25 protein-coding genes are annotated in these 21154 nt (G+C 46.1%); 18 read left to right on the top strand and 7 right to left on the bottom strand.

The genetic code is table 11. The features are described 5' to 3' along the window. The first annotated feature begins 20 nt into the window (after nt 1–20). Nucleotides 21–731: a HisA/HisF-related TIM barrel protein gene (locus V7O63_RS04995; RefSeq protein WP_340820413.1), complete on the top strand. Its 711-nt coding sequence runs from the start codon at nt 21–23 to the stop codon at nt 729–731. Nucleotides 732–788: 57 nt separating this feature from the next. After that, a complete protein-coding gene (locus V7O63_RS04990) occupies nt 789–1025 on the top strand; it encodes a hypothetical protein (protein WP_340820412.1) in 237 nt (78 codons plus the stop codon). A gap of 10 nt (nt 1026–1035) precedes the next feature. Here the strand turns inward: V7O63_RS04990 and V7O63_RS04985 are convergent, their stop codons facing one another. From V7O63_RS04985 to V7O63_RS04975, 3 genes are all read right to left on the bottom strand, one after another. Continuing rightward, entirely contained in the window at nt 1036–2934 is a 1899-nt protein-coding gene (locus V7O63_RS04985) for a PAS domain S-box protein (RefSeq protein WP_340820411.1), read from the bottom strand. A gap of 159 nt (nt 2935–3093) precedes the next feature. Continuing rightward, nucleotides 3094–3696 carry a dTMP kinase gene (gene tmk / locus V7O63_RS04980; RefSeq protein ID WP_340820795.1) on the bottom strand — a complete coding sequence of 201 codons (603 nt, stop codon included), beginning with the start codon at nt 3694–3696 and terminating at the stop codon, nt 3094–3096. Nucleotides 3697–3765: 69 nt separating this feature from the next. Further along, on the bottom strand, nt 3766–3894 hold the full coding sequence (locus V7O63_RS04975; protein WP_340820410.1) for a hypothetical protein: 129 nt from the start codon (nt 3892–3894) through the stop codon (nt 3766–3768). A 139-nt stretch (nt 3895–4033) separates the two neighbouring features. On the opposite strand from V7O63_RS04975, the gene V7O63_RS04970 reads away from it, so the two are divergent. Together V7O63_RS04970 and polX are read left to right on the top strand one after the other, a co-directional pair. Beyond that, the gene (locus V7O63_RS04970) at nt 4034–4702 is read left to right on the top strand and encodes a DUF166 family protein (protein ID WP_340820409.1); all 669 of its coding nucleotides are present in this window, start codon (nt 4034–4036) and stop codon (nt 4700–4702) included. A gap of 40 nt (nt 4703–4742) precedes the next feature. Then, nucleotides 4743–6473 carry a DNA polymerase/3'-5' exonuclease PolX gene (gene polX / locus V7O63_RS04965; RefSeq protein WP_340820408.1) on the top strand — a complete coding sequence of 577 codons (1731 nt, stop codon included), beginning with the start codon at nt 4743–4745 and terminating at the stop codon, nt 6471–6473. A 461-nt stretch (nt 6474–6934) separates the two neighbouring features. Here the strand turns inward: polX and V7O63_RS04960 are convergent, their stop codons facing one another. After that, complete coding sequence (locus tag V7O63_RS04960) at nt 6935–8371, bottom strand: methanogenesis marker 14 protein (RefSeq protein ID WP_340820407.1); 1437 nt, start codon at nt 8369–8371, stop codon at nt 6935–6937. Between the two features lie 17 nt (nt 8372–8388). Then, the gene (gene trxA / locus V7O63_RS04955; RefSeq protein ID WP_340820406.1) at nt 8389–8781 is read right to left on the bottom strand and encodes a thioredoxin; all 393 of its coding nucleotides are present in this window, start codon (nt 8779–8781) and stop codon (nt 8389–8391) included. Between the two features lie 210 nt (nt 8782–8991). On the opposite strand from trxA, the gene V7O63_RS04950 reads away from it, so the two are divergent. The 5 genes from V7O63_RS04950 to V7O63_RS04930 all read left to right on the top strand — a co-directional run bounded on the left by V7O63_RS04950 (nt 8992) and on the right by V7O63_RS04930 (nt 14216). Next, nucleotides 8992–10005 carry a restriction endonuclease gene (locus V7O63_RS04950; RefSeq protein ID WP_340820405.1) on the top strand — a complete coding sequence of 338 codons (1014 nt, stop codon included), beginning with the start codon at nt 8992–8994 and terminating at the stop codon, nt 10003–10005. A gap of 75 nt (nt 10006–10080) precedes the next feature. Next, a complete protein-coding gene (locus tag V7O63_RS04945; protein WP_340820404.1) occupies nt 10081–10290 on the top strand; it encodes a copper ion binding protein in 210 nt (69 codons plus the stop codon). Nucleotides 10291–10332: 42 nt separating this feature from the next. Beyond that, on the top strand, nt 10333–13098 hold the full coding sequence (locus V7O63_RS04940; protein ID WP_340820403.1) for a heavy metal translocating P-type ATPase: 2766 nt from the start codon (nt 10333–10335) through the stop codon (nt 13096–13098). A gap of 13 nt (nt 13099–13111) precedes the next feature. Then, on the top strand, nt 13112–13348 hold the full coding sequence (locus V7O63_RS04935) for a hypothetical protein (RefSeq protein WP_340820402.1): 237 nt from the start codon (nt 13112–13114) through the stop codon (nt 13346–13348). A 337-nt stretch (nt 13349–13685) separates the two neighbouring features. After that, nucleotides 13686–14216: a GNAT family protein gene (locus V7O63_RS04930; protein WP_340820401.1), complete on the top strand. Its 531-nt coding sequence runs from the start codon at nt 13686–13688 to the stop codon at nt 14214–14216. 14 nt (nt 14217–14230) lie between these two features. Here the strand turns inward: V7O63_RS04930 and V7O63_RS04925 are convergent, their stop codons facing one another. After that, entirely contained in the window at nt 14231–15214 is a 984-nt protein-coding gene (locus V7O63_RS04925; RefSeq protein WP_340820400.1) for a radical SAM protein, read from the bottom strand. A gap of 52 nt (nt 15215–15266) precedes the next feature. Then, nucleotides 15267–15437 (bottom strand): hypothetical protein, encoded by a 171-nt coding sequence (locus tag V7O63_RS04920; protein WP_340820399.1) that lies wholly within the window; start codon nt 15435–15437, stop codon nt 15267–15269. A 219-nt stretch (nt 15438–15656) separates the two neighbouring features. Between V7O63_RS04920 and V7O63_RS04915 the strand changes: the two genes are divergently transcribed. The 9 genes from V7O63_RS04915 to V7O63_RS04875 all read left to right on the top strand — a co-directional run bounded on the left by V7O63_RS04915 (nt 15657) and on the right by V7O63_RS04875 (nt 21038). Continuing rightward, nucleotides 15657–16817: a Coenzyme F420 hydrogenase/dehydrogenase, beta subunit C-terminal domain gene (locus V7O63_RS04915; RefSeq protein WP_340820398.1), complete on the top strand. Its 1161-nt coding sequence runs from the start codon at nt 15657–15659 to the stop codon at nt 16815–16817. Between the two features lie 124 nt (nt 16818–16941). Next, nucleotides 16942–17391, top strand: coding sequence for a MarR family transcriptional regulator (locus V7O63_RS04910; RefSeq protein ID WP_340820397.1), 450 nt, complete (start codon nt 16942–16944; stop codon nt 17389–17391). Nucleotides 17392–17413: 22 nt separating this feature from the next. Further along, complete coding sequence (locus tag V7O63_RS04905; protein WP_340820396.1) at nt 17414–18775, top strand: MATE family efflux transporter; 1362 nt, start codon at nt 17414–17416, stop codon at nt 18773–18775. A 71-nt stretch (nt 18776–18846) separates the two neighbouring features. After that, on the top strand, nt 18847–19161 hold the full coding sequence (locus V7O63_RS04900; protein ID WP_340820395.1) for a Rieske (2Fe-2S) protein: 315 nt from the start codon (nt 18847–18849) through the stop codon (nt 19159–19161). A gap of 24 nt (nt 19162–19185) precedes the next feature. After that, nucleotides 19186–19491 (top strand): Rieske (2Fe-2S) protein, encoded by a 306-nt coding sequence (locus V7O63_RS04895; RefSeq protein ID WP_340820394.1) that lies wholly within the window; start codon nt 19186–19188, stop codon nt 19489–19491. A gap of 18 nt (nt 19492–19509) precedes the next feature. Then, a complete protein-coding gene (locus tag V7O63_RS04890; RefSeq protein WP_340820393.1) occupies nt 19510–19851 on the top strand; it encodes a Rieske (2Fe-2S) protein in 342 nt (113 codons plus the stop codon). Next, nucleotides 19848–20096 carry a glutaredoxin family protein gene (locus tag V7O63_RS04885; protein WP_340820392.1) on the top strand — a complete coding sequence of 83 codons (249 nt, stop codon included), beginning with the start codon at nt 19848–19850 and terminating at the stop codon, nt 20094–20096. The genes V7O63_RS04890 and V7O63_RS04885 overlap by 4 nt, the downstream gene beginning before the upstream one ends. 6 nt (nt 20097–20102) lie before the next feature. Then, nucleotides 20103–20444: a ferredoxin-thioredoxin reductase catalytic domain-containing protein gene (locus V7O63_RS04880; protein WP_340820391.1), complete on the top strand. Its 342-nt coding sequence runs from the start codon at nt 20103–20105 to the stop codon at nt 20442–20444. Nucleotides 20445–20456: 12 nt separating this feature from the next. After that, on the top strand, nt 20457–21038 hold the full coding sequence (locus V7O63_RS04875) for a nitroreductase (RefSeq protein WP_340820389.1): 582 nt from the start codon (nt 20457–20459) through the stop codon (nt 21036–21038). Nucleotides 21039–21154 lie beyond the last annotated feature (116 nt).

The following is a 21154-nucleotide window of genomic DNA, read 5'->3' as shown; positions in this document are numbered from 1 at the left end:
GACAGATGTATCAATTATATATGTTTCGTATCATCTTCGTACTTGATCTATTCAACCGGACAGTAGTCCATGCGCAAGGCGGTACTCGCAGTGAATACAAGCCCATACACTTCTCGAGTCACATATGTAATAGCTCCGATGCCGTAAAGATAGTGGACACCGTAAGACCCGCAGAGGTCTACATTGCAGACCTCAACCTGCTCGAGAGGATCGGCAAGAGGGAAAAGAACTTCGACATCATAAAAGCAGTATCCGAAAAGGCAACTGTCATGCTCGACCCCGGAATAACATCCGTCTCCGAGACCGAGGACGTCATGGAGATAGTCCAGTCCGTGATACTCGGGACAGAGACCGCATTCCTTGACGTGATAGAACAGGCAAGTTCCATGTATCCGGGCAGGATCACAGTCAGCATAGACAAGAAGAACGGGAAGATCCTCACCAACGACCCCGCAATGCCCGATGACCCCTTCAAGATCGTTGAACTCCTCAACAACTACGACCTCAACGACATCATAATCCTCGACCTCGACAGGGTAGGAACATCAAGTGGTGTGGATTCACAATTCTTAAGTAAGATCGTCTCTATCTCGGAGCATAACGTGCTTCTTGGTGGCGGAGTCAGCAACGAGGAAGACATTGAGGCACTGGAGAAGATAGGAGTGAAGGGTGCACTTGTTGCAACAGCATTGCACAAAGGCTCGATCCCGCTCCAGATGGTTCAGCAGTGAACCGACAGATCTTACAATAATACAACTAACAGTCACTAACATTCATTTGGTGTAATCATGGCAGACAAGGAAGAAAATGTGGAAATAGGCGAGAACTACGGTGAGATCAAGATGGGAGCAGGCTGGTTCCTCACCATCACACTTGCAACAAGTGAGAGATACGAGAACGAATACATCGAGATCGCAAAGGAAAGAGGGGGACAGAAGAAGTCACGTTTCAACCTCAATCCTAAATACACCCGTACACTGGGTGAGGCCCTCATCAAATTCGCAGATGAGAACGGCCTGGAGTGACCGGTAACGGTTACTTCACCACTCTTTTGCACTCATTTACATTTACCTTATTGAAGGTAACCCAGAAAACACTGCCTTTTCCTTCGGGATTGTCATAAACCCCGTAGTCACCACCATGTAGTTCCATTATCCTCTTGACAATGGCAAGTCCCAGACCCGTGCCCTTGATACCTTTCTTATCAGCACGCCTGAACCGGTCGAAGAGATATGGCTTATCCTCATCATCGATCCCGCTGCCACGGTCAGTGACCGCAACCTTCCAGAAACCTCCTTCATCGGTGACATCGATACTGACAACACCTTTCTCAGGTCCGTACTTTATAGCATTGGACAGGAGATTGACAAATACCTCACTGACAAAGGGATTAACATCAGCGTAACATGGACCATCACAAGAGAACTCCACAGTGACACCCTTACTTTCCATCTGCCGGGAAAGGCCGGATAGCGCATTTCTGAAAAGTAAAACAATATCCATTCTCTCAAAATCCACCTCCTCAAGGGAATTGAGCTTCTCATATCTGGAAGCACTTTCAAGAAGGGATACCAGACTATCATTGCTCTCGGATATCCTGCTCAGGTAGTGAAGCTTCTCCTCATCCGTTTCCTGTTCCTCGAGAAGCTGCGCATAGGCACCAATGGCATTGGCAGGATTGAGCAGGTCATGTCGTATGATATCGGAGAAAAGGTCCTTAAGGCTGTTCAACTGCTCGAGTTCCTCTGTACGCTTTTGCAGTTCCCGTTCTGTATCCTTCAAATGGGTTATGTCGAGAACTACAAAAGTAACACCCTCTGAAAGGGACTCGGAATTGATCGGGGTCGAACTCAGAATAACATCGATAACCTCACCATTCTTACAGACCATTCTTGTCTCTACGACACCGATCCCTGTCTCACTCATCAGAGAATACTTCTCCGCACCCACATATTCATACGACCTGTCATCAGGATATATCATCCTGGAACTCTGACCGAGGAGCTCCTCCCGGGAATAACCAAGCATCTCGCAGAGCTTGTCATTGACCTCTACAAATATCCTGTCAGACGCAACACCTATACCTGCAGGTGTTGCCCTGAATATGCTCTCGATATGCGCCTTACTTCTTTCAATCTCCCTTTCCTTCATCTTCCTGTCAGTGATATCAAGGACTATACCGTCATAACGGAAAGGTGTCTCACCCCCATCCTCAGTAAGCAGGGATATCTCGTTCACCCAGATGACATCTCCGTCCTTACTTACCAGACGATAGTCATCGGAAAAATATATCTGGTCCGTACTCTCGAAAGCATCCACGTCCGACACCAGCATTTCAGCATCATCGGGATGAACGATGTCAATATATCTCAGCCCTCCCGACAGGAAATCCTCTTTAGTATAGCCAAGCTGGGAAATATTATCGGAAACATACTGAACAGGCCATCCTTCCTGGCCTGACCATCTGAAAGCAATAAAGGGTATGTTCCTGTAGATCGACTCAAGGTTCCTGAACTTGTAAATCTCGTCGATGAGGAGCCTTTCCTTATAGTAATTCTCACTCACTTCCTCAACATAGGCAATGATCCCTTCATGGTCCCCACCTTCTCCGAAAAAAGGTACCATGTGTACGGAAATGAAAATATGTTTACCAGCCGGTGTGGTTATAGACATACGCTGCTTAAAGGAAGCTTTCAGGGATCTTTTAGTATCAAGATATAATTGCCCCAGACCCGGGTCACCTTCTAGCGTACGTGCAGGAATATCACGAAAGAGATTCTTCCCCACCACTTCCTCTTCAGCCACCCCCAGAATGGCTTCCATCGAACTGTTGAACAGAATAAGGTCATCGTTCCTGTCAAGAACACATATCCCGATCGGTGCATTCTGAACAACGACCTGATCGAGTACTGCCTGACAGGGCAGTGTTGTCACAGAATGCTGTGAAAATTGATCCTACATATTGATATGTATGTCATATATCTATATAAAAATAGAGAGAACATACCCATTTACTGGGAACGGTATGTAAAGATACAGATCATGCACGCAAACATAGTATGAAGATATGGTCAGATATTATCTGATCAGTATCTACCTCAAAAATGATAGAATTATGTCCAGAACATCAGATTCGATATCATCGATATCCTTATCGGTATATATAACCGCAAATCTTTCCGGGTCCTGCTTTGCAAGACGCAGGTAGTTCTCCCTCACACTCTCAAGGAATCCTATCTTCTCGAATTTTGTCTTATCCCCGCGATTACCACATCTCTCCACAGCGATTCTGGGGTCTATATCAAAAAGGATGGTCAGATCAGGAACCACTGTCCAGCCCCTATGGATGTCCTGTATCCATGCCATAGGATCGGGGAACCTGTCCTTCAGTGTCACTGCCTGATATGCGAAACGACTCCCGGAGTAACGGTCGGATATCACGTTCTTCCCGCTCTCAAGCGCAGGAAGTATCAGTTTAGATATGTGCTCCGCATGGTCTGCGGTGAAAAGCAAAAGCTCTGCAAGTTCATCAGTATCGGAATGGATCGCACGGTTAACTGCCTCACCTATCCATCCGGTGGTGGGTTCCCTGGTGAAGACAAAATCGGAGAATTCCGGGTTAGAGTTCAGCCGGGCTGTGATAGTCGACTTGCCGGAACCGTCTATACCTTCCAGAGTAATGAGCTTACCTTTCATTGACATCAGGAAAGAAAGTAAAGGGATAGTATTTAGATTATTTGTTCCGTAAGCAGAACAGGTCCCATATCAGGTCCTTGAGACGTTCTCGCTGCTACACTGCGGACAGAACAAAGGGAAACGTGCCGGATCTTCCATGAAAAGGAAATCACAGACATTGCATCTGAAATATACTTTATTGGGGTCGTAGTCGTCCATATTCATACCTCAAAATGAATAGACCCATCATAATTAATATACTAATCGGTTGATAAATATTGCAATATGGATCCAAAACGTTCCGGACCGTCCGGCAAAGCATATATGCAAAGGAAAATAACCCTGTAGAAGATAGAAAATGACAACAATAGGTGTTATCACCCGGGGAAAGTATGGGAACCGCCTGATAGAGACAATTCTTTCAAAGACCGGTATGAAAGTGATCAGAAGCTCAGTACCCGAATACCTTCCGGACTTCCTCGACGAGCCGGAGGAATACCTTGAAGGGACCGATATCGACAACTCTGTTTTTGATTCGGATATCGTCATAACATACTCCCTGCACCCTGACCTTACGGTCGCAATAGCCCACAGGGCAGGAAAGGCCGGGGTCAAAGCACTTATCATACCAGGCGGACCTTCAAAGGCACCTGTGGTCGAACTGGAAGGTATCTCAAAAGAATACGGCATGCTCATCGAAGTAGAGGACATCTGCTGCACCCTTGAGGCAAAACCAGAGACAAAGGAACTATGCTCCTACCTCTCAACACCGGTTCTCGATATAGCAACGGACAAAGGGATCATCGAGTCTGTTGAGGTCGTCTGTGGAGCACCATGTGGAAGTACATGGCATATGGCAAGGGAGCTTGTGGGAACAAAGATAGAGGATGCTCCTTCAAGGGCAGGCCTTCTCATCCAGCAATACCCTTGCAGGGCCGTCAGGGGAAATGCAGGTGGTATCCACGAGTCAGGGGAGATACACAAAAAGGCGGTTGAAGAAGCCCTGAAAAAGGGAAAGGGCAACTGAATTCGATAGAATGGGGAGAACATGAGGAAAATGGGGAAACATGGACAACATTCAGATAGCTGAAAGATTCAACAGGATGGCAAAACTTCTGGAATTCAGGGGAGAGAACCAGTTCAAGACAAGAGCCTATACGAATGCTGCAAGAAGTATCAAAGGACTTGACGAGGAACTGAAGGTACTGTACAGAGAAGGGGATATCGACAACATACCCGGAATCGGTGAAGCACTGAAGGGCAAAATCATCGAGATGCTGGAAACCGGTACCTTCGAAGCCTATGAAAGGACCGTCGAGGAAGTACCACAGGGCATCATAGATATCATGGATATCCCCGGGATAGGCCCTAAGACGGCAAGACAGTTCTACAGGAAACTGGGAGTGACATCAGTAGACGAACTCAGCAGGGCTGCCAGAGAACACAGGATACGGCGCCTGCCCCGAATGGGTGAGAAACAGGAGGATAAGATCCTGAGGGCCATAACAAGGCTTCAGGATGATAAGGACCACGGCAGGCATCCCATGGCACTTGTCATTGGGATCGCAGAGGAGATAAAGGATGGACTCTCCTCTCTGGACCACATAGAAAAGGTTACAATCGCAGGCAGTCTTCGCCGAAAGAAGGACACTGTAAAGGACATAGACCTCATTGCCATCTCCGGCGAGCCTGAAAGGACCATCGACAGTTTTGTCAATATGGATAAGGTCAAAGAGATACTGGGATCCGGCACAAGGAAAGCTTCTGTAGTATATACAGGAGACCTGCATGTAGACCTAAGGGTTGTGGAAAAAGAACATTACGGCTCCATGCTGCAACATTTCACAGGCTCGAAGGAACACAACATCCACCTCAGGAAACTCGCCCTCTCGAAAGGTTACAGCCTGAACGAATACGGCCTCACCAAGGAAAAGAATGGTAAGCTCACACCGTGCAGCAAAGAGGAGGACATCTACAGGTTCCTGGGAATGGAATACCTGCCACCAGAGATAAGAGAGGACAGAGGGGAGATCGAGGCTGCACTTACTGGTAAACTTCCACGACTGATAGAAAGGGAGGATATCAAAGGTGACCTTCACGTCCATTCCAACTGGAGTGACGGTGCCAACACCATGGAAGAACTTGCAGAGGATGCCATCCGCAGAGGATACGAATATATCGCAATCACTGACCACTCGCATTCCACCGGCATAGCCAATGGCCTTTCTGATAAAAGGTTGCAGGAACATGTCGATGAGATCGATCGTCTCAATGAGAGATACGATGGGATAAGGATACTCTCAGGCACAGAGTGCGACATAAAGGCGGATGGAAAGCTGGACTACAGTAATGATATGCTTGATCAACTTGATATTGTCGTGGTGGCCGTCCATGCAGGACTTGAGCAGGATGGGAAAAAGATGACTAAAAGGATTGTCTCTGCCCTTGAGAACGAACACGTTGACATACTCGCCCATCCTACCGGAAGGAAATTCGGCAAACGCCCTGCCTATGACATAGACATGGAGAAGGTCATCATGGCTGCAAAGGACAATGATAAGGTCCTTGAGATCAATTCCTCGCCGTGGAGACTGGACCTTAACGACATCAATGCGAGAAAAGCAAAGGAACGTGGCGTGATGCTCGCCATCAATACCGACACCCATAACCTTGACCATTTCGACAACATAGCCTATGGGATAGATGTTGCAAGGAGAGCATGGGTCGAACCTGAAGATGTGCTCAATACCATGAACCTGAAACAGTTGTGCTCAAGGCTGGGAATTCCAGACGATTGAATGACAATATTGAGACAATATTACATCAAATTGATGATATTTTTCCTGATATTTCATTCACACAATAATTATCGTATTGTTGATAGCCAATTTCTGAAAAAAGCAAAAGATATAAATTTCGGTTATTTTAAACAGGGATTTATCGACGTTAACAGAGGTTGGATAGTTCAGGAATCGAGTTACAATAGATAACACTATACTTTCGTGGCTTTATGCTTCGCCGGTAGTTGAACGCATCACTCATGACAAATTATGAGGTGCAATTTTGAAAGGTACAAAAACCAACAGGCATGAAAGATCTGTGAAAAAACATGAGATCGAATTCCAGAAGGAAATGAGAAGACAGCAGAAAAGAAGAGCTTGAACATAACTTTTCCGCATATCATCGTTCAAATTATCAAGTGGCAGGGGCTAACCTGCCGAACCATACCTTTTTTTATTGGTATTTGTTATACCTGTTGTTACTTGTTCTGTAACTTGATACGCTGTCCAAGTATACAGTTCCCTCCCCTATGACCTCCAAGCGGATTGAAGGTGGTTCCAAGGGAATTCATACATCTTGCCATTACAGCGGCACCACGTGCAAGACCGTCATCTACGAACACAACCTGCTCTTCTATCTTGTTATTGATGCCGAGTTCATGAAGGTATTTCAGGATGAGCTTTGGCTTGTTGCCGGTAATACCAGCCCTTCCGGTAACACCGATAGCTGTGTCATCAAAGACAAGACCTTCGTCCTGTGCAACCTTTATCAGGCGTTGTACAACACGTGCCATGACCTCATCGATCACAGCAAAAAGGACCTTCACATTGTGCTTCTCATAGATCTCAGCACCAAGTTGTGCAAGCTTGTCCATATCCGAGCCATTGTTACCGATATCACAGCCGATCAACACTACATTGATCTCATCTGCCGCCTCGGAATTGACAGGTACGCTACCATACCTTGTGCGTCCTTCAGGCACTCTTTCAATGATAATGTAGTTCAATATCTTCTCAGCATATTCCTTTATGACCTTGCTTTTGAGCTTCAGCGCAATACCATCAAGGGACTTCCCATCGAAGATATCAAGCGCGGTACCCTTGCTGGAATCGACCGTGCCTGTTCCCTTGATGATGGTATCAGGTATGGCGCCGGCATAACCACAGAAGTTACCAATGGTCTTTGCATAAGGAAGATCGGGACTGATTATCCTGCCGTCAAGGGTAGTACCAAAGTCCATTGAGATGCACGGGTTACGGAAATCCACATCCACCCATTTTGCACCCTCTTTGATACCTGCAGTTGCAAGTTCTCCTTCCATCTCATTGGCAACGATCTCAACACCTGTCGCACCCACCGGAGGGGTCACACTTGCCACTGCACCATCGAATATGACCTTCTCGAGTTTGGAATATTTCTGGAACCTGTTGGGTATGTTGGAGATAGACATTGGTGGGGTCATCCTGTTAGGCGGTACACCTGCCATGAGGCAACCGTCTGCCAGCGCCTTGATGAACTCACCTACCTCCTCAGGAGAATCAAAACCTGCAACAACACCGGTTGAGCGGACCACGAAGTGAATATCGGTCTTGATGTCAAGGTTTGCGTCCTTTACAACTCCCAGGAGGGTATCCCTTACAAGTTCGCCAACAGACTCCCTTGTCAGTTCCACACCGTTCAATGTCTTTCCAAACACCTCTTCTCCGGGTTTTGGAGGTCGGACATCCCTTGTCATGCTCACTGACTTCTTAACGAGTCTCGTCTTTCCATCCTCAAGGTTGGTTGCAGTAAGAATGCATTTGGTAGTGGTATTACCTACTTCAACAGAAGCTACGATAAAATATGATTTTGATTTGTCCTTAAGGTCAAGTAAACGAACTGAAGGACTTTCTGATATTCTTGGTTTGTGTCCCATAGATCTCCCTCATGTCATTATAAGTAAGGCTGAAGTTTCTGGATGATATTCTGTTTCGGCACAGCACCAATGAGCTTGTCAACGAATTCCCCATCCTTGAAGATGAGCATTGCAGGTATGCTGGTTATACCGAATTTGATAGCTGTCATTTTTTCGTCGTCTACGTTCAGCTTGCCAAAGACGACCTTTCCCTGCATCTCTGTTGCCAGTTCATCGAGGACCGGAGAGAGCATACGACAGGGACCACACCAGGGAGCCCAGCAGTCAACAAGCACAAGAGGGTATTTTGATATGAACTCATCGAACGATGCATCGTTAATTGTCACTGTACTTGCTGGATACTGTTTTTGCTCAAGGGAATGCTGGATTTCCTGCATCCTTTTTTGCCTGATCTCTTCTAATTCATCCATTGATTCACCCTTTCGATGTTAGATCTATATTATGTTTATGTTTAAAGATATTTAACTGTGAACATTATCTGATATGGACACCTGATGTTTTCTTGATTATTCTACCGCAATGCATTTAACTGTTTGCATGGTTGTGTACTAACTGGGCACTACCATGTCCACTCAGGAAAAAAGGATAAACTGCCAGATCAATAGATAAACGGGATAAGAATGGCGAAATGGACACTTGAGGAACTGTTGCTGACCGACCCGCAGGATTTTGAGACACTCCTCTCCGGACTTTTCCGTAACATGGGTTACAGAGCAGAGCCCACACAATACTCGAGGGACAGAGGAGTTGATATAGTCATCAGCATCGAGAACTTCGGTCTCTCACACACCTGGCTGGTCCAGGCAAAGAGATACTCCAATCCCGTCGGCGTAAAAGAGGTAAGGGAATACAGCAGCCTTCGTTACAGGGACCGTGTGGACGGTGTCATCATTGTCACAACCTCCACATTCACAAGGGAGGCCATGCAGGAAGCGGCAGAACACAATGTCAGACTAATAGACGGGAATCTCCTCGTGGGAATGCTCAACCACTATATTCCGGATGGAAGTACACAAACCACTGATGACCGGACGAACAGGATATCCGAAGAGATAGGGAACGGAGCGATCCTGAAAAGCGGGGAAGAGGTCATTGCCAGCGAAGTGGTGATGATAGGTAATGAGAAGTTCACCCTCAAGATAACTAACAGGAACCTATTCCTGAAAAAGGAAAGTTCAGGCCTTTTCTCGAAGAACTCCAGCATCGAGGAAAGGATAGAGATAAAAGAGATAATTGGCATGCATACCGAATCCGGCAGAGTGATACTTATCACAGGGAGCAAGAAGCCAAAACTATACCCACTGACTTCCAGAAAACTCCCGGGAATTATCAGGATATTCGAAAGTCTGCAGTCCGAATACCTCAAAGGTGAACACCTTCTACTTTCATCAAGGAACGGGACACAACTTACCATACTCACTAACAAGCGTCTTGCAGTCACGGATATCTCCGAAGGGACAATGACAGAGATCCGTAACAAAAGCATAGTTGGTGTTGAAGTGAAAGGTGGTTTCCTGAAAAAGGAACAATTGCATGTGCTGGAAGATTCGGATGTCGTGACAAAACACAATTTTGATGTTGATCAACCTGCAAGATGGAAGGAAATGATAGGGCAATGTGTCCGCACATTATGATTTTGCATTAACTGTTCACAAGCGTGAAGTCTATATACATTAGTGTATCTTATGAAATATAGGAGTTCCAAAAACATGACTACAGAAACAATAAAAATAGAAGGTATGATGTGCGGACACTGCAAGGCAAATGTGGAAAAGTCCATTGCTGCAATTGCAGGGGTCAGTGAAGTAAAGGTTGACCTCGAGGCAAAGCAGGCAACTGTCACATTCGACCCTTCTGTTGCGGACCTTGAGACAATCAAGGCAGCAGTAGCGGATGCAGGTTATACTGTCGTAGCCTGAAGTATCGCAAACTGAAGACCCCTTTTTCTTTTTTCAGGCAATATGAAAGCAGATATCAAAGTCTATGGCATGACATGCATGCATTGTCATAAACGTGTCACTGATGCCATATCGGCCCTTGAAGGTATTGACTCCGTAGAGGTAAGCCTCGAGGATGAGAAAGCATCGGTAGAATTCGATACCGGTATCGTGAGCATAGCTGACATTAAGAAAGCGGTCACAGATGCAGGCTATGAGGTCGGAGAGGACTCCTGCCCCGCACCAGAGGAAGGAGAAGGTGCCTGTCCCATCGTGATCGAGGATACAGCACAGGAAGTAACAGAGCTTAAACCGGGTTCCGTGGCTGAGATTGCTTTTAAGGTATCGGGCATGCATTGTTCTGCATGTTCACAGAACGTTGAAAGGACATTGAAGAAGCAGGAAGGTGTTATCTCCGCTTCCGTGAACCTGCCAACGGAAAGGGCAGCCGTTAGTTATGACCCTGCCCTGATAAGCCCCGAGGATATGGAAAAGGCCATAGATGGTATCGGTTATCATGTTGTGAAGGACAGGATAGTGCTGGAAGTAGGAGGAATGACATGTGCTGCCTGCTCACAGAACGTTGAGAAGGTGCTCAAAAGGCTCAATGGGGTCAGTTCCGCTAACGTTAATATCACGACCCGTAAGGCACAGGTGGAGTACAATTCCTCACTTGTCTCAGTAGATGAGATGAGAAAGGCCATCGAAGGCATAGGATATTCTGCATCACTCCCTGCTGACAGACATGAAACAGAGGACAGGGAACGAAAGGAAAGGGAACAGGAGATTCGCCATCAGAGGAATAACCTGATCATCTCCGTGGCCCTGCTTGTTCCGATAATGCTCGGGAACATGAAAGGAATGTTCCCCGGATCATTCGGGTTCGTCCCGGAACTCTTCTCGGACAGGAACCTGCTTTTCCTGCTTACCACAATTGTCATGCTCTTCCCCGGAAGGCAGTTCTTCGTTGGAACATACCGTGGACTGAAACACGGTGTCACAGACATGAACCTGCTCATCGCCACCGGAACAGGTGCAGCATATGTTATCAGTATCGCTGCAAGCTACTTTGACCTCGGACCGGGCTACGAGCATGTGTACTATGACACTGCGGTGATGCTTATCACTTTCATCGTCCTTGGAAGATACCTTGAAGCAAGGGCAAAGGGAAGGACATCTGAATCCATCAAGAAGCTCATCGGACTTCAGGCTAAGACAGCACGTATCATCGTTGGCGGTGAAGAGAAGGAAGTTCCTGTTGAGGATGTACAGGTAGATGACATAGTCTTTGTCAGACCAGGGGAAAAGGCTCCTGTTGACGGGATCGTCATCGAGGGTTCATCCGCAATGGACGAGTCCATGATAACAGGCGAGAGCATACCTGTGGAAAAGAACGTTGGAGATATGGTCATCGGTTCCACGCTCAACCGGTCAGGTGCATTGAAGTTCAGAGCAACCAATGTAGGAGCAGACACTGCCCTTGCAAGGATAATCGAACTGGTTGAGAATGCCCAGAACTCAAAGGCACCCATTCAGAGGATAGCTGATGTCGTTGCAGGCCACTTCATCCTTATAGTGCATGTACTGGCACTGGTTGCTTTCTTCTTCTGGTACTTCATCGGATACGAAAGATTTGACGTTGCGATCAATTCAGGAATAGCAAGTCCGTTCCTGTTCTCGCTGCTCATTTCCATCACAGTACTTGTTATATCATGCCCGTGTGCCGTGGGACTTGCAACACCTGCCGCCATCATGGTGGGTACAGGCAAAGGTGCTGAGAACGGCATACTCATCAAAGGCGGTGAGGCCCTTGAAAGGACACTGATGATCGATACCATCGTGTTCGACAAGACCGGGACCCTCACAAAAGGAAAGCCTGAACTTACAGATATCATAATAACCGCCGGACACAGCGAGGATGAAGTTCTGGCCATTGCTGCCAGTGCGGAAAAAGGATCAGAGCACCCTCTTGGTGAATCTATTGTGAAAGCTGCCGAAGACAGGAAACTGGAAATCGGTAATGTAGAGCATTTCAAATCCATAGCCGGTCACGGTGTGGAAGCAACACTTGATGGCAGCAGCATACTCCTTGGAACCCGTAAGCTCATGGAGGACAATGATGTTCAGATAGCCTCCGTCAATGATGACATGGAAAGGCTCGAGTCCGAAGGCAAGACCGCCATGATAGTTGCAATGGACGGACATGTTATCGGCATTGTAGCAGTTGCAGATACACTCAAGGAGAACTCAAAGGAAGCTTTGGAGAAGCTCCAGAACATGGATATCGAAGTTGTGATGATAACCGGGGACAACCGCAGAACTGCAGATGCTATTGCCTCACAGCTTGGCATCAAGAGAGTGTTGTCAGAAGTGCTTCCCGGAGAAAAAGCATCCGAGATCGAGAAGCTTCAGGGAGAAGGCAGGATCGTTGCAATGGTAGGCGACGGCATCAACGATGCCCCTGCACTCACACAGGCAGATATTGGTATCGCAATGGGAGCAGGGACCGATGTTGCAATGGAATCCGCGCAGATCGTACTGATCAAGAACGACCTCAGGGATGTGCTCGCATCCATAAGACTGAGCCGCATGACAATGAACAAGATCAAACAGAACCTGTTCTGGGCATTCGGCTACAACAGTCTTGGAATACCACTGGCGGCAGGGATACTTTACCCCTTCATCACAAAGATCGTCATCAGTCCGGAGCTGGCTGCCGCATTCATGGCAATGAGCTCGATATCTGTCACAACGAACTCACTCCTCATGAAGAGAAGCAGGATAAATTGAAGGAGATATTGATATGGATATCACATCAACGAACAAAGGAAGATATGCATTCATCGCAAGCGTGATCTCCTCGCTTGTGCTTGTGGTGATCTTTGCAGTACTCTCCTTTACGGTTAACAGCTCAAGGACAGTACCACTGTACAGTCAGGTTGATATCATTGCCGGTATGGTCTTCGTTTTCATCCTGAGCATGATAGTAGCCGCTTCAGTGTGGCCAGGGATCATTGAGAGAAGAGCAAAGAAAGATTAGAGAAGAAATGAGTTAAAGAAAGCAAATTATTTTCATCTTTTCGAATCGTGCCGGCTTCGCCGGATCCTCCGGGATGGTTTTAGTTATTCACGACTTTCGGTTAGTCTAATTTATTGTTCCCTGACCCTGTGTTTCTGATCGATCTTAAAGATAAGTGACAAACTAAGAAAAACATGACCACCCGCCGCAGGCGGCGCGGTCCTTCGCCACCATCCTGAAGACTATTGAAATAGTGCAGTCATTGAAAATTGCTGAGTTCAAAGTTGCAATTAACAGGGTTCCTACAGAGGTGTTCCTATGACTACTTTTATAAGATAGTATCATTGATAAGAATAATATGCACATAGTCACTGATGGCCTCATTTTGAGAAACTGGGAAGAAGATGATGCAGAAAGACTGGCAGCTATTGCAAACAACAGGAAGATCGCAGATAATCTGAATGATGGTTTTCCCCACCCCTATTCTATTGAAGACGCCAAACAGTTCATCTCACGCTCCAGAAGAGAGGATTCCAGCTATCTGCATCTGGCTGTTGAGATAAATGGAATTGTTGCAGGTAGTATTGGCGCATATTTCAAAGAGAACGGACATCGCAAGAACGCTGAACTCGGATATTATCTTGCAGAAGAATATTGGGGTAAAGGAATAATGGTCAAAGCGATTAGGTGCATGATACAGCATATCTTTGAGAATTATGATGTCATCAGAATCTATGCACTGCCCTTTGCAAGGAACACAGCTTCACGGAGAGTGCTTGAAAAGGCAGGTTTCAGGTGCGAGGCCATCCTGAAAAGCAGCATCATTAAGAATAACGTTGTACAGGACGACTGCATCTACGCTATTCTTAAAGAAGAGTTTGAAACTTAAACCTGATCAGGAGATTATTCCTCAAAGTCCACATGCGGATTGATGTCACAGCCGGTACATGGCAGACACATCGTATCGAACGTATCGGCACGCAGACCATACTCATCCAGCTTTTCCTTCAGGAAAAGATTCAGGTGCAGTAATCTTTCTGCAGTTGGTCTTTCCACTGTTACATCATCCTTGCGCAACGGATGCTGTGCAGCAGCCCTGAGGATCGGTACGACACCAATGGACACCAGCTCCTCGATCCCTTTCTCTGCAGACTCATCGGTCTCGCCAAGGCCGACTATGAAGTTGGAACATACCCTGTTCTTTCCGAATACCTTCACGCCTTCCCTGAGTGCATCGAGAAGGAACTCAAGATCCTGGTCTGGACACAGTTCAGCATGGAGTTTGCGGTCCATGGTCTCCACATTGTATTTAAGCTCGGTTGCACCAGCGGCTTTGAGCCTGCGGGTGGAATCCTCAGTTGGATATACCGAAACACCGATAGGCACATCATACTTTTCCCTTAGCCTGCGGATAAGCTCCTCAGCCCTGTCAACCTCTTTCTCTGCAGATGATTCAACGCCTGAAGTGATAGATATCGCTTTCATCTTTCCGGTATCGTTGGAATCCGCGATCATCTTGAGCATCTGGTCCATGCTCTTGACCTTACCCCCAAGTTTGGGGACCGGACAGAACTTACAGTCGAAGACACATTTCTCGCACATTGTGATGAAAGCCTGGTCAGGACAGTGGATGAGTTCCTCTTCGATGCTGCCTCTTGCTATCTCAATACCATCCTTCCTGATGACAAGTTCCCCGTCCTCCATCTTAGCTTCCAGTGGAGAGGTCTCTTTGACCGCAAGACGCACACGATGACCTTCACTATTGAAGAAGAATGCAACATTACCGGCACCGGGACCGGCTGTAGGAATAGTTAACCAATGGATGAGAGAGGGGTCCATTTTAACTGACCCCACTGAAATGAGTTGTGCTTTGGTTTCTGCTTTCATGGATACTCCAATACCAGATGAATTTTCGTTTTTAGTAATGTATCTATACAGGTTATTTTTGCCTGGAATACTTTACTGTTACCCTTAAATGTCCCATACCACAACGATCCATGAAAACATCCAGACGCTCAAACTCAAAGACATCCTCATGATAATAGTTTATGGTTGCTTCAAGATATCGAACAACACTCAGTGCTGAGGTTATGGTCACTTTCTGTTCCAATCGGACCTGCCGGATAATAGGCGGTCATAAAAAGAACAGCTTGATCTGATATTATGGATAATGTAAAAACTTTGTGGAAATGAATGTTCTCATAAGGCTTCATATAAAGTAATAACCGAGGTGTTGAACCTTCATGATTATTTGATCCAAATTTTGTTTTATACCATAAGAACAATATATCGTGCGTTAAAAGGACATCCGTGATCCTGGGAGACAGAGATGCCTATTGATCCTATATGTAAAAAGATAGTTCCCGAGACCACTCCGTTCGATACGGAATACGGCGGGAAGACGTATCATTTTTGTTCAGACTGGTGCCAGGTCAAGTTCGAGCACCTTGAAAAAAGCGTTATCCGTATGAAGCGATCCATCCCTGACAAAGAGCGAATAGCCTTTGGAAAACTCAGGAAGGATATAATCAAACCCGGAATATGCACACTTTGCGGTGCATGCGCTTCCACATGCGAATCCATCGCAATAAAGAATGACCAGCCTACAATTGTAGACAAATGTACCGCATGTGGTGTATGTTACAACCAGTGCCCAAGGACGATCACCACAGAAGAGGGACTGGTCGGTAAGATGAGGAATGCTTACAGGGCACGCTCTACACTTCCTGAGATAAATGGTCAGGATGGCGGGGTTGTGACCTCTATGCTGGCATATGCACTTGATGAAGGACTCATCGACTGTGCTATCGTCACGAAAAGATCAGAGGAGGAGCCATGGAAACCCGTACCGATCGTTGCACGTACCTGTGAGGAACTACTTGATTCCTCCGGCAGTATGTACAGTCACAGCATGACCATGAATGCTTTGATGAGCGCCATCAAGCAGGGTTGGAGGAGCATTGCCTTTGTGGGACCAAGTTGTAACATCGATGCGGTCACCAAGATGCAGAAGAGCCCGTATGGTTTCCTGAACCTCTTCATGAGGGCGAACATACTGAAACTGGGCCTGTTCTGCATGGACACTTTTTCCTATGAAGGTATCAGGGAATTCGTTCAAAGCAAGAACATTCGCCTGGAGGATGTCGAATCCATGAAGATCCGCAAAGGTCAGTTCGAGTTCCACACGACTGATGAACTGAAAGTATATCCGCTCCATGAGCTGGATATGTACAGGAGCAGTTCATGCAAGTTCTGTACAGACATGGCCTCTGAGAATGCTGATATTTCCTTTGGCGGTGTTGGTACACCGCAGGGATGGACTACAGTGATCGCCCGTTCAGGCCTTGGATATGAGTTGTATAACGAGGCTGTGGACAATGGATACATCGATTCGCATCTGCTTGAGGAAAAGGAGATGAAAGGTGCTCTTAATCTTGCAAAGATGAAGAAGATCCAGATGTATTCACTCAACCGCAGGCAAAAGGTCTGAATTTCAGGCCTATTATATTCTTTTTTTAGAGACTGTATTATAGAACCCATTCCATTTATATATTAGTTTCACGTTAAACTAATTGGTTTCATCTGAAACCATATTGTATGTCCGGGGTAATAATATGAAGCAATCAGAGAGGATCGGGGCAAAGATCGGTTTTATTTTCTCGCATAACCACTTTTACATTGAGAATGCCCTTGAGTCATACAACCTCAAAGGTCCGATGTTCGCCTTCCTGCTAACACTTGCCCATAAGGATGGTTGCTCTCAGGAAAGCCTTGCAAGATATCTCAACCTGAGCAAAGCTACTGCTACAAGGGCTATTGCTGCACTTGAAAAAGAAGGATATGTGTTCCGCGAAAGAGATGACGATGACAGAAGGATATACCGTGTTTTCATCTCGGATAAAGGCAGGGAGATCATCCCCCTGATCAATAGCACACTTCATGAATGGAACGGGATTCTCCTCTCTGAATTCTCAGAAGAGGAGGAAGCCATCTTCAGGAAACTTCTGGATAAAGCCAAAGAAACCCTTATAGAATTCGATAAAGGGCAAAATAAGGGAAAATGAATTATAGTTTCAGGATAGCGTCATGAACAACAAAAGTGAATTCCTGGGTACTGAAAGTATCAACAAGCTAATATGGAAACTGTCCACACCTGCCATAATCGGACTTCTTGTACACGCATTCTACAATCTGGTGGACACCTTCTTCGTTGGAAGGGCACTTGGTGAACAGAGCGTTCTCGGAATTGCAGGAGTAGCTGTTGCTTTTCCTTTGCAGATGCTTATGATGGCCATATCGATCGGCATAGGCGTTGGTGGTTCATCGGTCATCTCACGAATGCTCGGGACCGGAGATGTGGACAAGGCAGAAAGAACACTCGGGAATGTCTTTACCTACACACTGATACTGAGTGTTATCTTCCAGATACTGTTCTTCTTCAACATGGACACAGTACTGAACCTGTTCGGTGCGACTGTAGATAACCTGGTCTACGCAAAGGAATACGCCGTTGTGATACTACAGGGAACACTTGCATTCACTTTTGGTTTCGTACTCAATAATCTCGTAAGGGCCGAAGGCAATTCCAGGGTTGCCATGAATAACATGGTCTTTTCAGGTATCCTGAACATCTTCCTTGACGCGATACTTATGTTCGGATTTGGCATGGGTGTGAAAGGTGCGGCCCTTGCAACCGTACTTGCACAACTGGCAGGCACGATATACCTGTTATATTACTACCTTAAAGGCAAAAGCCCCCTCAGACTGGAGCTGGCAAATCTCACTCCGAAATTCGCCCTGATAAAAGAGATAACTGTGATCGGATTCGGTTCATTTGTGATGGGGGCATCCAACAGTTTCATGATGCTTGTGCTGAACAACGTACTTAACATCTACGGAGGGGACCTTTCAATTGCTGTGTTCGGCGTTGCGATCAAATTGATAATGCTTATCCTCATGCCTATCATAGGCATATCCCATGGACTTCAGCCCATAGTCGGATATAACTATGGAGCACAGAAATATGCAAGGGTGAACGAGTCGGTCAGAACCTCATTGATCATCACCACCATTTTCGGACTGACAGGCCTGATCCTGCTATCCTTATTCCCGGGAACATTCTTCAGCATGTTCAGCACCGATGCCGACCTTATCAGCAGTGGAGCATCCGCCCTGAGAATAATGGTACTGGCAAGTCCGCTGATCGGTCTGAACGTAATAGGAACTACATTGTTCCAGTCAGTGGGCAAAGCCAGACCTTCCTTCTTCCTCTCAATGTGCCGTCAGATATTTTTCCTGATTCCGCTGGTGATCCTTCTTCCCCATTACTTCGACCTTACGGGAGTATGGATGGCTTTCCCGATATCTGACATGCTGGCAGCTCTTTTGAGCTTGTTCCTTGTCTGGCGGGAATACCAGTATTTCCAGCACAGAAGCAGCAATGAATGAGCTTGCTCCTATTTTCATTTCACGACAGGTATTTATATTTTTGGAACAGTGCTTATATACGGGAGGTACGAATGTCGGAGAAGTCATGGTACTTTGCGTTGAAGGATAGTGACCTGAAAGAAGGGGGCATTGGGTTTGCCAGAGTGAAAGGGAAACCTGTACTTCTGGTAAGGAAGAACGGGGAGATCTACACTCTTTTTGGTAAATGCAAACATATGGGTTGTCGCCTTTCAAAAGGAACATTCAGTGGTGAGTTCATACTGAAATGCCCGTGTCACGGATGGGAATACGATATCCGGTCCGGGGAATACCAGGGTGATGAGGACGAGGTCCTTGACATGTATGATAACAAGGTGGAAGACGGCGATATACTCGTTCTTTTGTGAGATTATTGTGAGAAGAGATGACCTATGACCTCGTGGAACATCGCTGCGGATGACAATGAAGTCAAAGAAGGGAAAATGAAACCTGTTGAGATAGGGGATAAGAGGTTACTCCTTATTCGTATCGATGACGAGGTATTTGCCCTTGAGAATCGCTGCCCTCATATGAACTGCCCGCTTCAGGGTGGCCTCATTCAGGATCATTCTATCAAATGTCCATGCCATAGCTGGACCTTTGATATCAGAACAGGAGCATATATAGCATCCGACAGGATCCGGGTGAACGTATATGAAACACAGGTAAAGGACGGGAAGATATCCGTTCTTACATGATACAACAGGAATGTGTTTATGGATCTAGAAAACAAATGGATCATGGCCATTAAGGAAGATGAACTTCCTGAAGGAGAGAAAAGAGCATTGCTACTTGAAGGTAACAAGGTCCTTCTTCTCAAAAAGGAAGGCGTCTTTTTTGCCATGTCCAACAAATGTCCTCATATGGAATGTCCGTTGTCGAAAGGTACTCTGGACCAGTACGTGATAACATGTCCGTGCCATGACTGGAGATTCGATGTCCGTACCGGAGAGTTCCTTGATGCAAAGGAGATCATGGTACCCACCTATGAGACAAAGGTCACGGACGGAAGTGTTTTTGTGAATATGATAACTGAAGTGGAAGGTGCCGGCGAATGAAGAAAGTAGTTATGTATACCCTCAGTACCTGCCCATGGTGCATGAGGGCGAAGAAATTCTTCAGGGAACATGATATTCCCTTTGAGTATACCGATTATGATAAGGCGGATGAAGCTACGAAAAATGCCATACGTGAGGATTGTAAGGCACATGGTTCGGAGATGTCGTTCCCGTTCGTGCTGATCGATGAGGATGTAGTGGTGGGCTATAACCCGAATAAGTATGCAGACCTGCTAGGGTTGTGATAGAAGATGGACACCGAAAAAAGGAAAGAGAAACTCAGGGAAATGTTCGCAAAGGTAGTGGACCCTCTGGGCTACAAGTTCAGTCCTGATACGGAACTTGTGGATTTCCTGCTTGAACAGGAGGTCAACATCGAGAAAGAGAAAGGTCATCCTTTCTGCCCATGCCAGGGCCTCACAGACGAAAGGGAACATGACATGAAACTTGTCTGTCCATGCATACCGTTCCACAGGGAACACTATGATGCCATGAAGCGTTGCTGGTGTGGTATGTATGTTCATAAGGACGTTGATGATCCTGACAGTCTGATGCAGATATCTCTGCAGGATTTCCTAAGATCAAAGAAATAAGGGAGTGATTCCATGGGAGTGGAAGAAAATAGTGTAATTGAAAATATAAAGACACGAAGAAGTGTCATGGAATATACTGACAGGGAAGTAAGTGATGAAGACATCAAGACAATAATTGATGCCGGGATTCATGCACCTTCCGGTTTTAACAGTCAGCCATGGTTCTTTGTTGTGGTGAAGAATCGTGAAATGATGAAAAGGATGTCAGACCACTGCAAACCACGTTTACTTGCCATGCTGGAAGAGGCCACCAATGATGCTGCTGTGGAGTTCAAAAAGAAACTTGAAAAAGAGGAGTTCCATATATTCTACGATGCACCTGTCCTCATAATAGTTCTGGGTAACAATGCAGATGTGGCTGTAGACTATGACTGTGCACTGTGCGCCGAGAACATGATGCTTGCAGCCCACTCCATGGGAATCGGGAGCTGCTGGGTAGGAACAGGTTGTTTCATCCAGGATAATCCGGAGATACTGGAAGAGCTGGGCATCACGCCTGATTACAGGGTCATTGCACCTATTGTGTTTGGATATCCAGTAAAAGAACCTGAAGAACCGCCTAAAAAGGAACCTGAGATCGTGTGGGTATATTGAGAATCATAATCATAATGACTTATTCAGAAACACTATCAGAATATTAAATTACTTATAGTAGTACTTCACAATAAATTATTGGTGGTACTATTTATAAAAACATTTCTTTTAAGCTA

The sequence above is a fragment of the Methanolobus sp. WCC4 genome, from assembly GCF_038022665.1.
Taxonomy (GTDB): domain Archaea; phylum Halobacteriota; class Methanosarcinia; order Methanosarcinales; family Methanosarcinaceae; genus Methanolobus.
The sequence above is the reverse complement of the archived record's forward strand: the minus strand, read 5'-3'. Positions and strand labels throughout refer to the sequence as shown.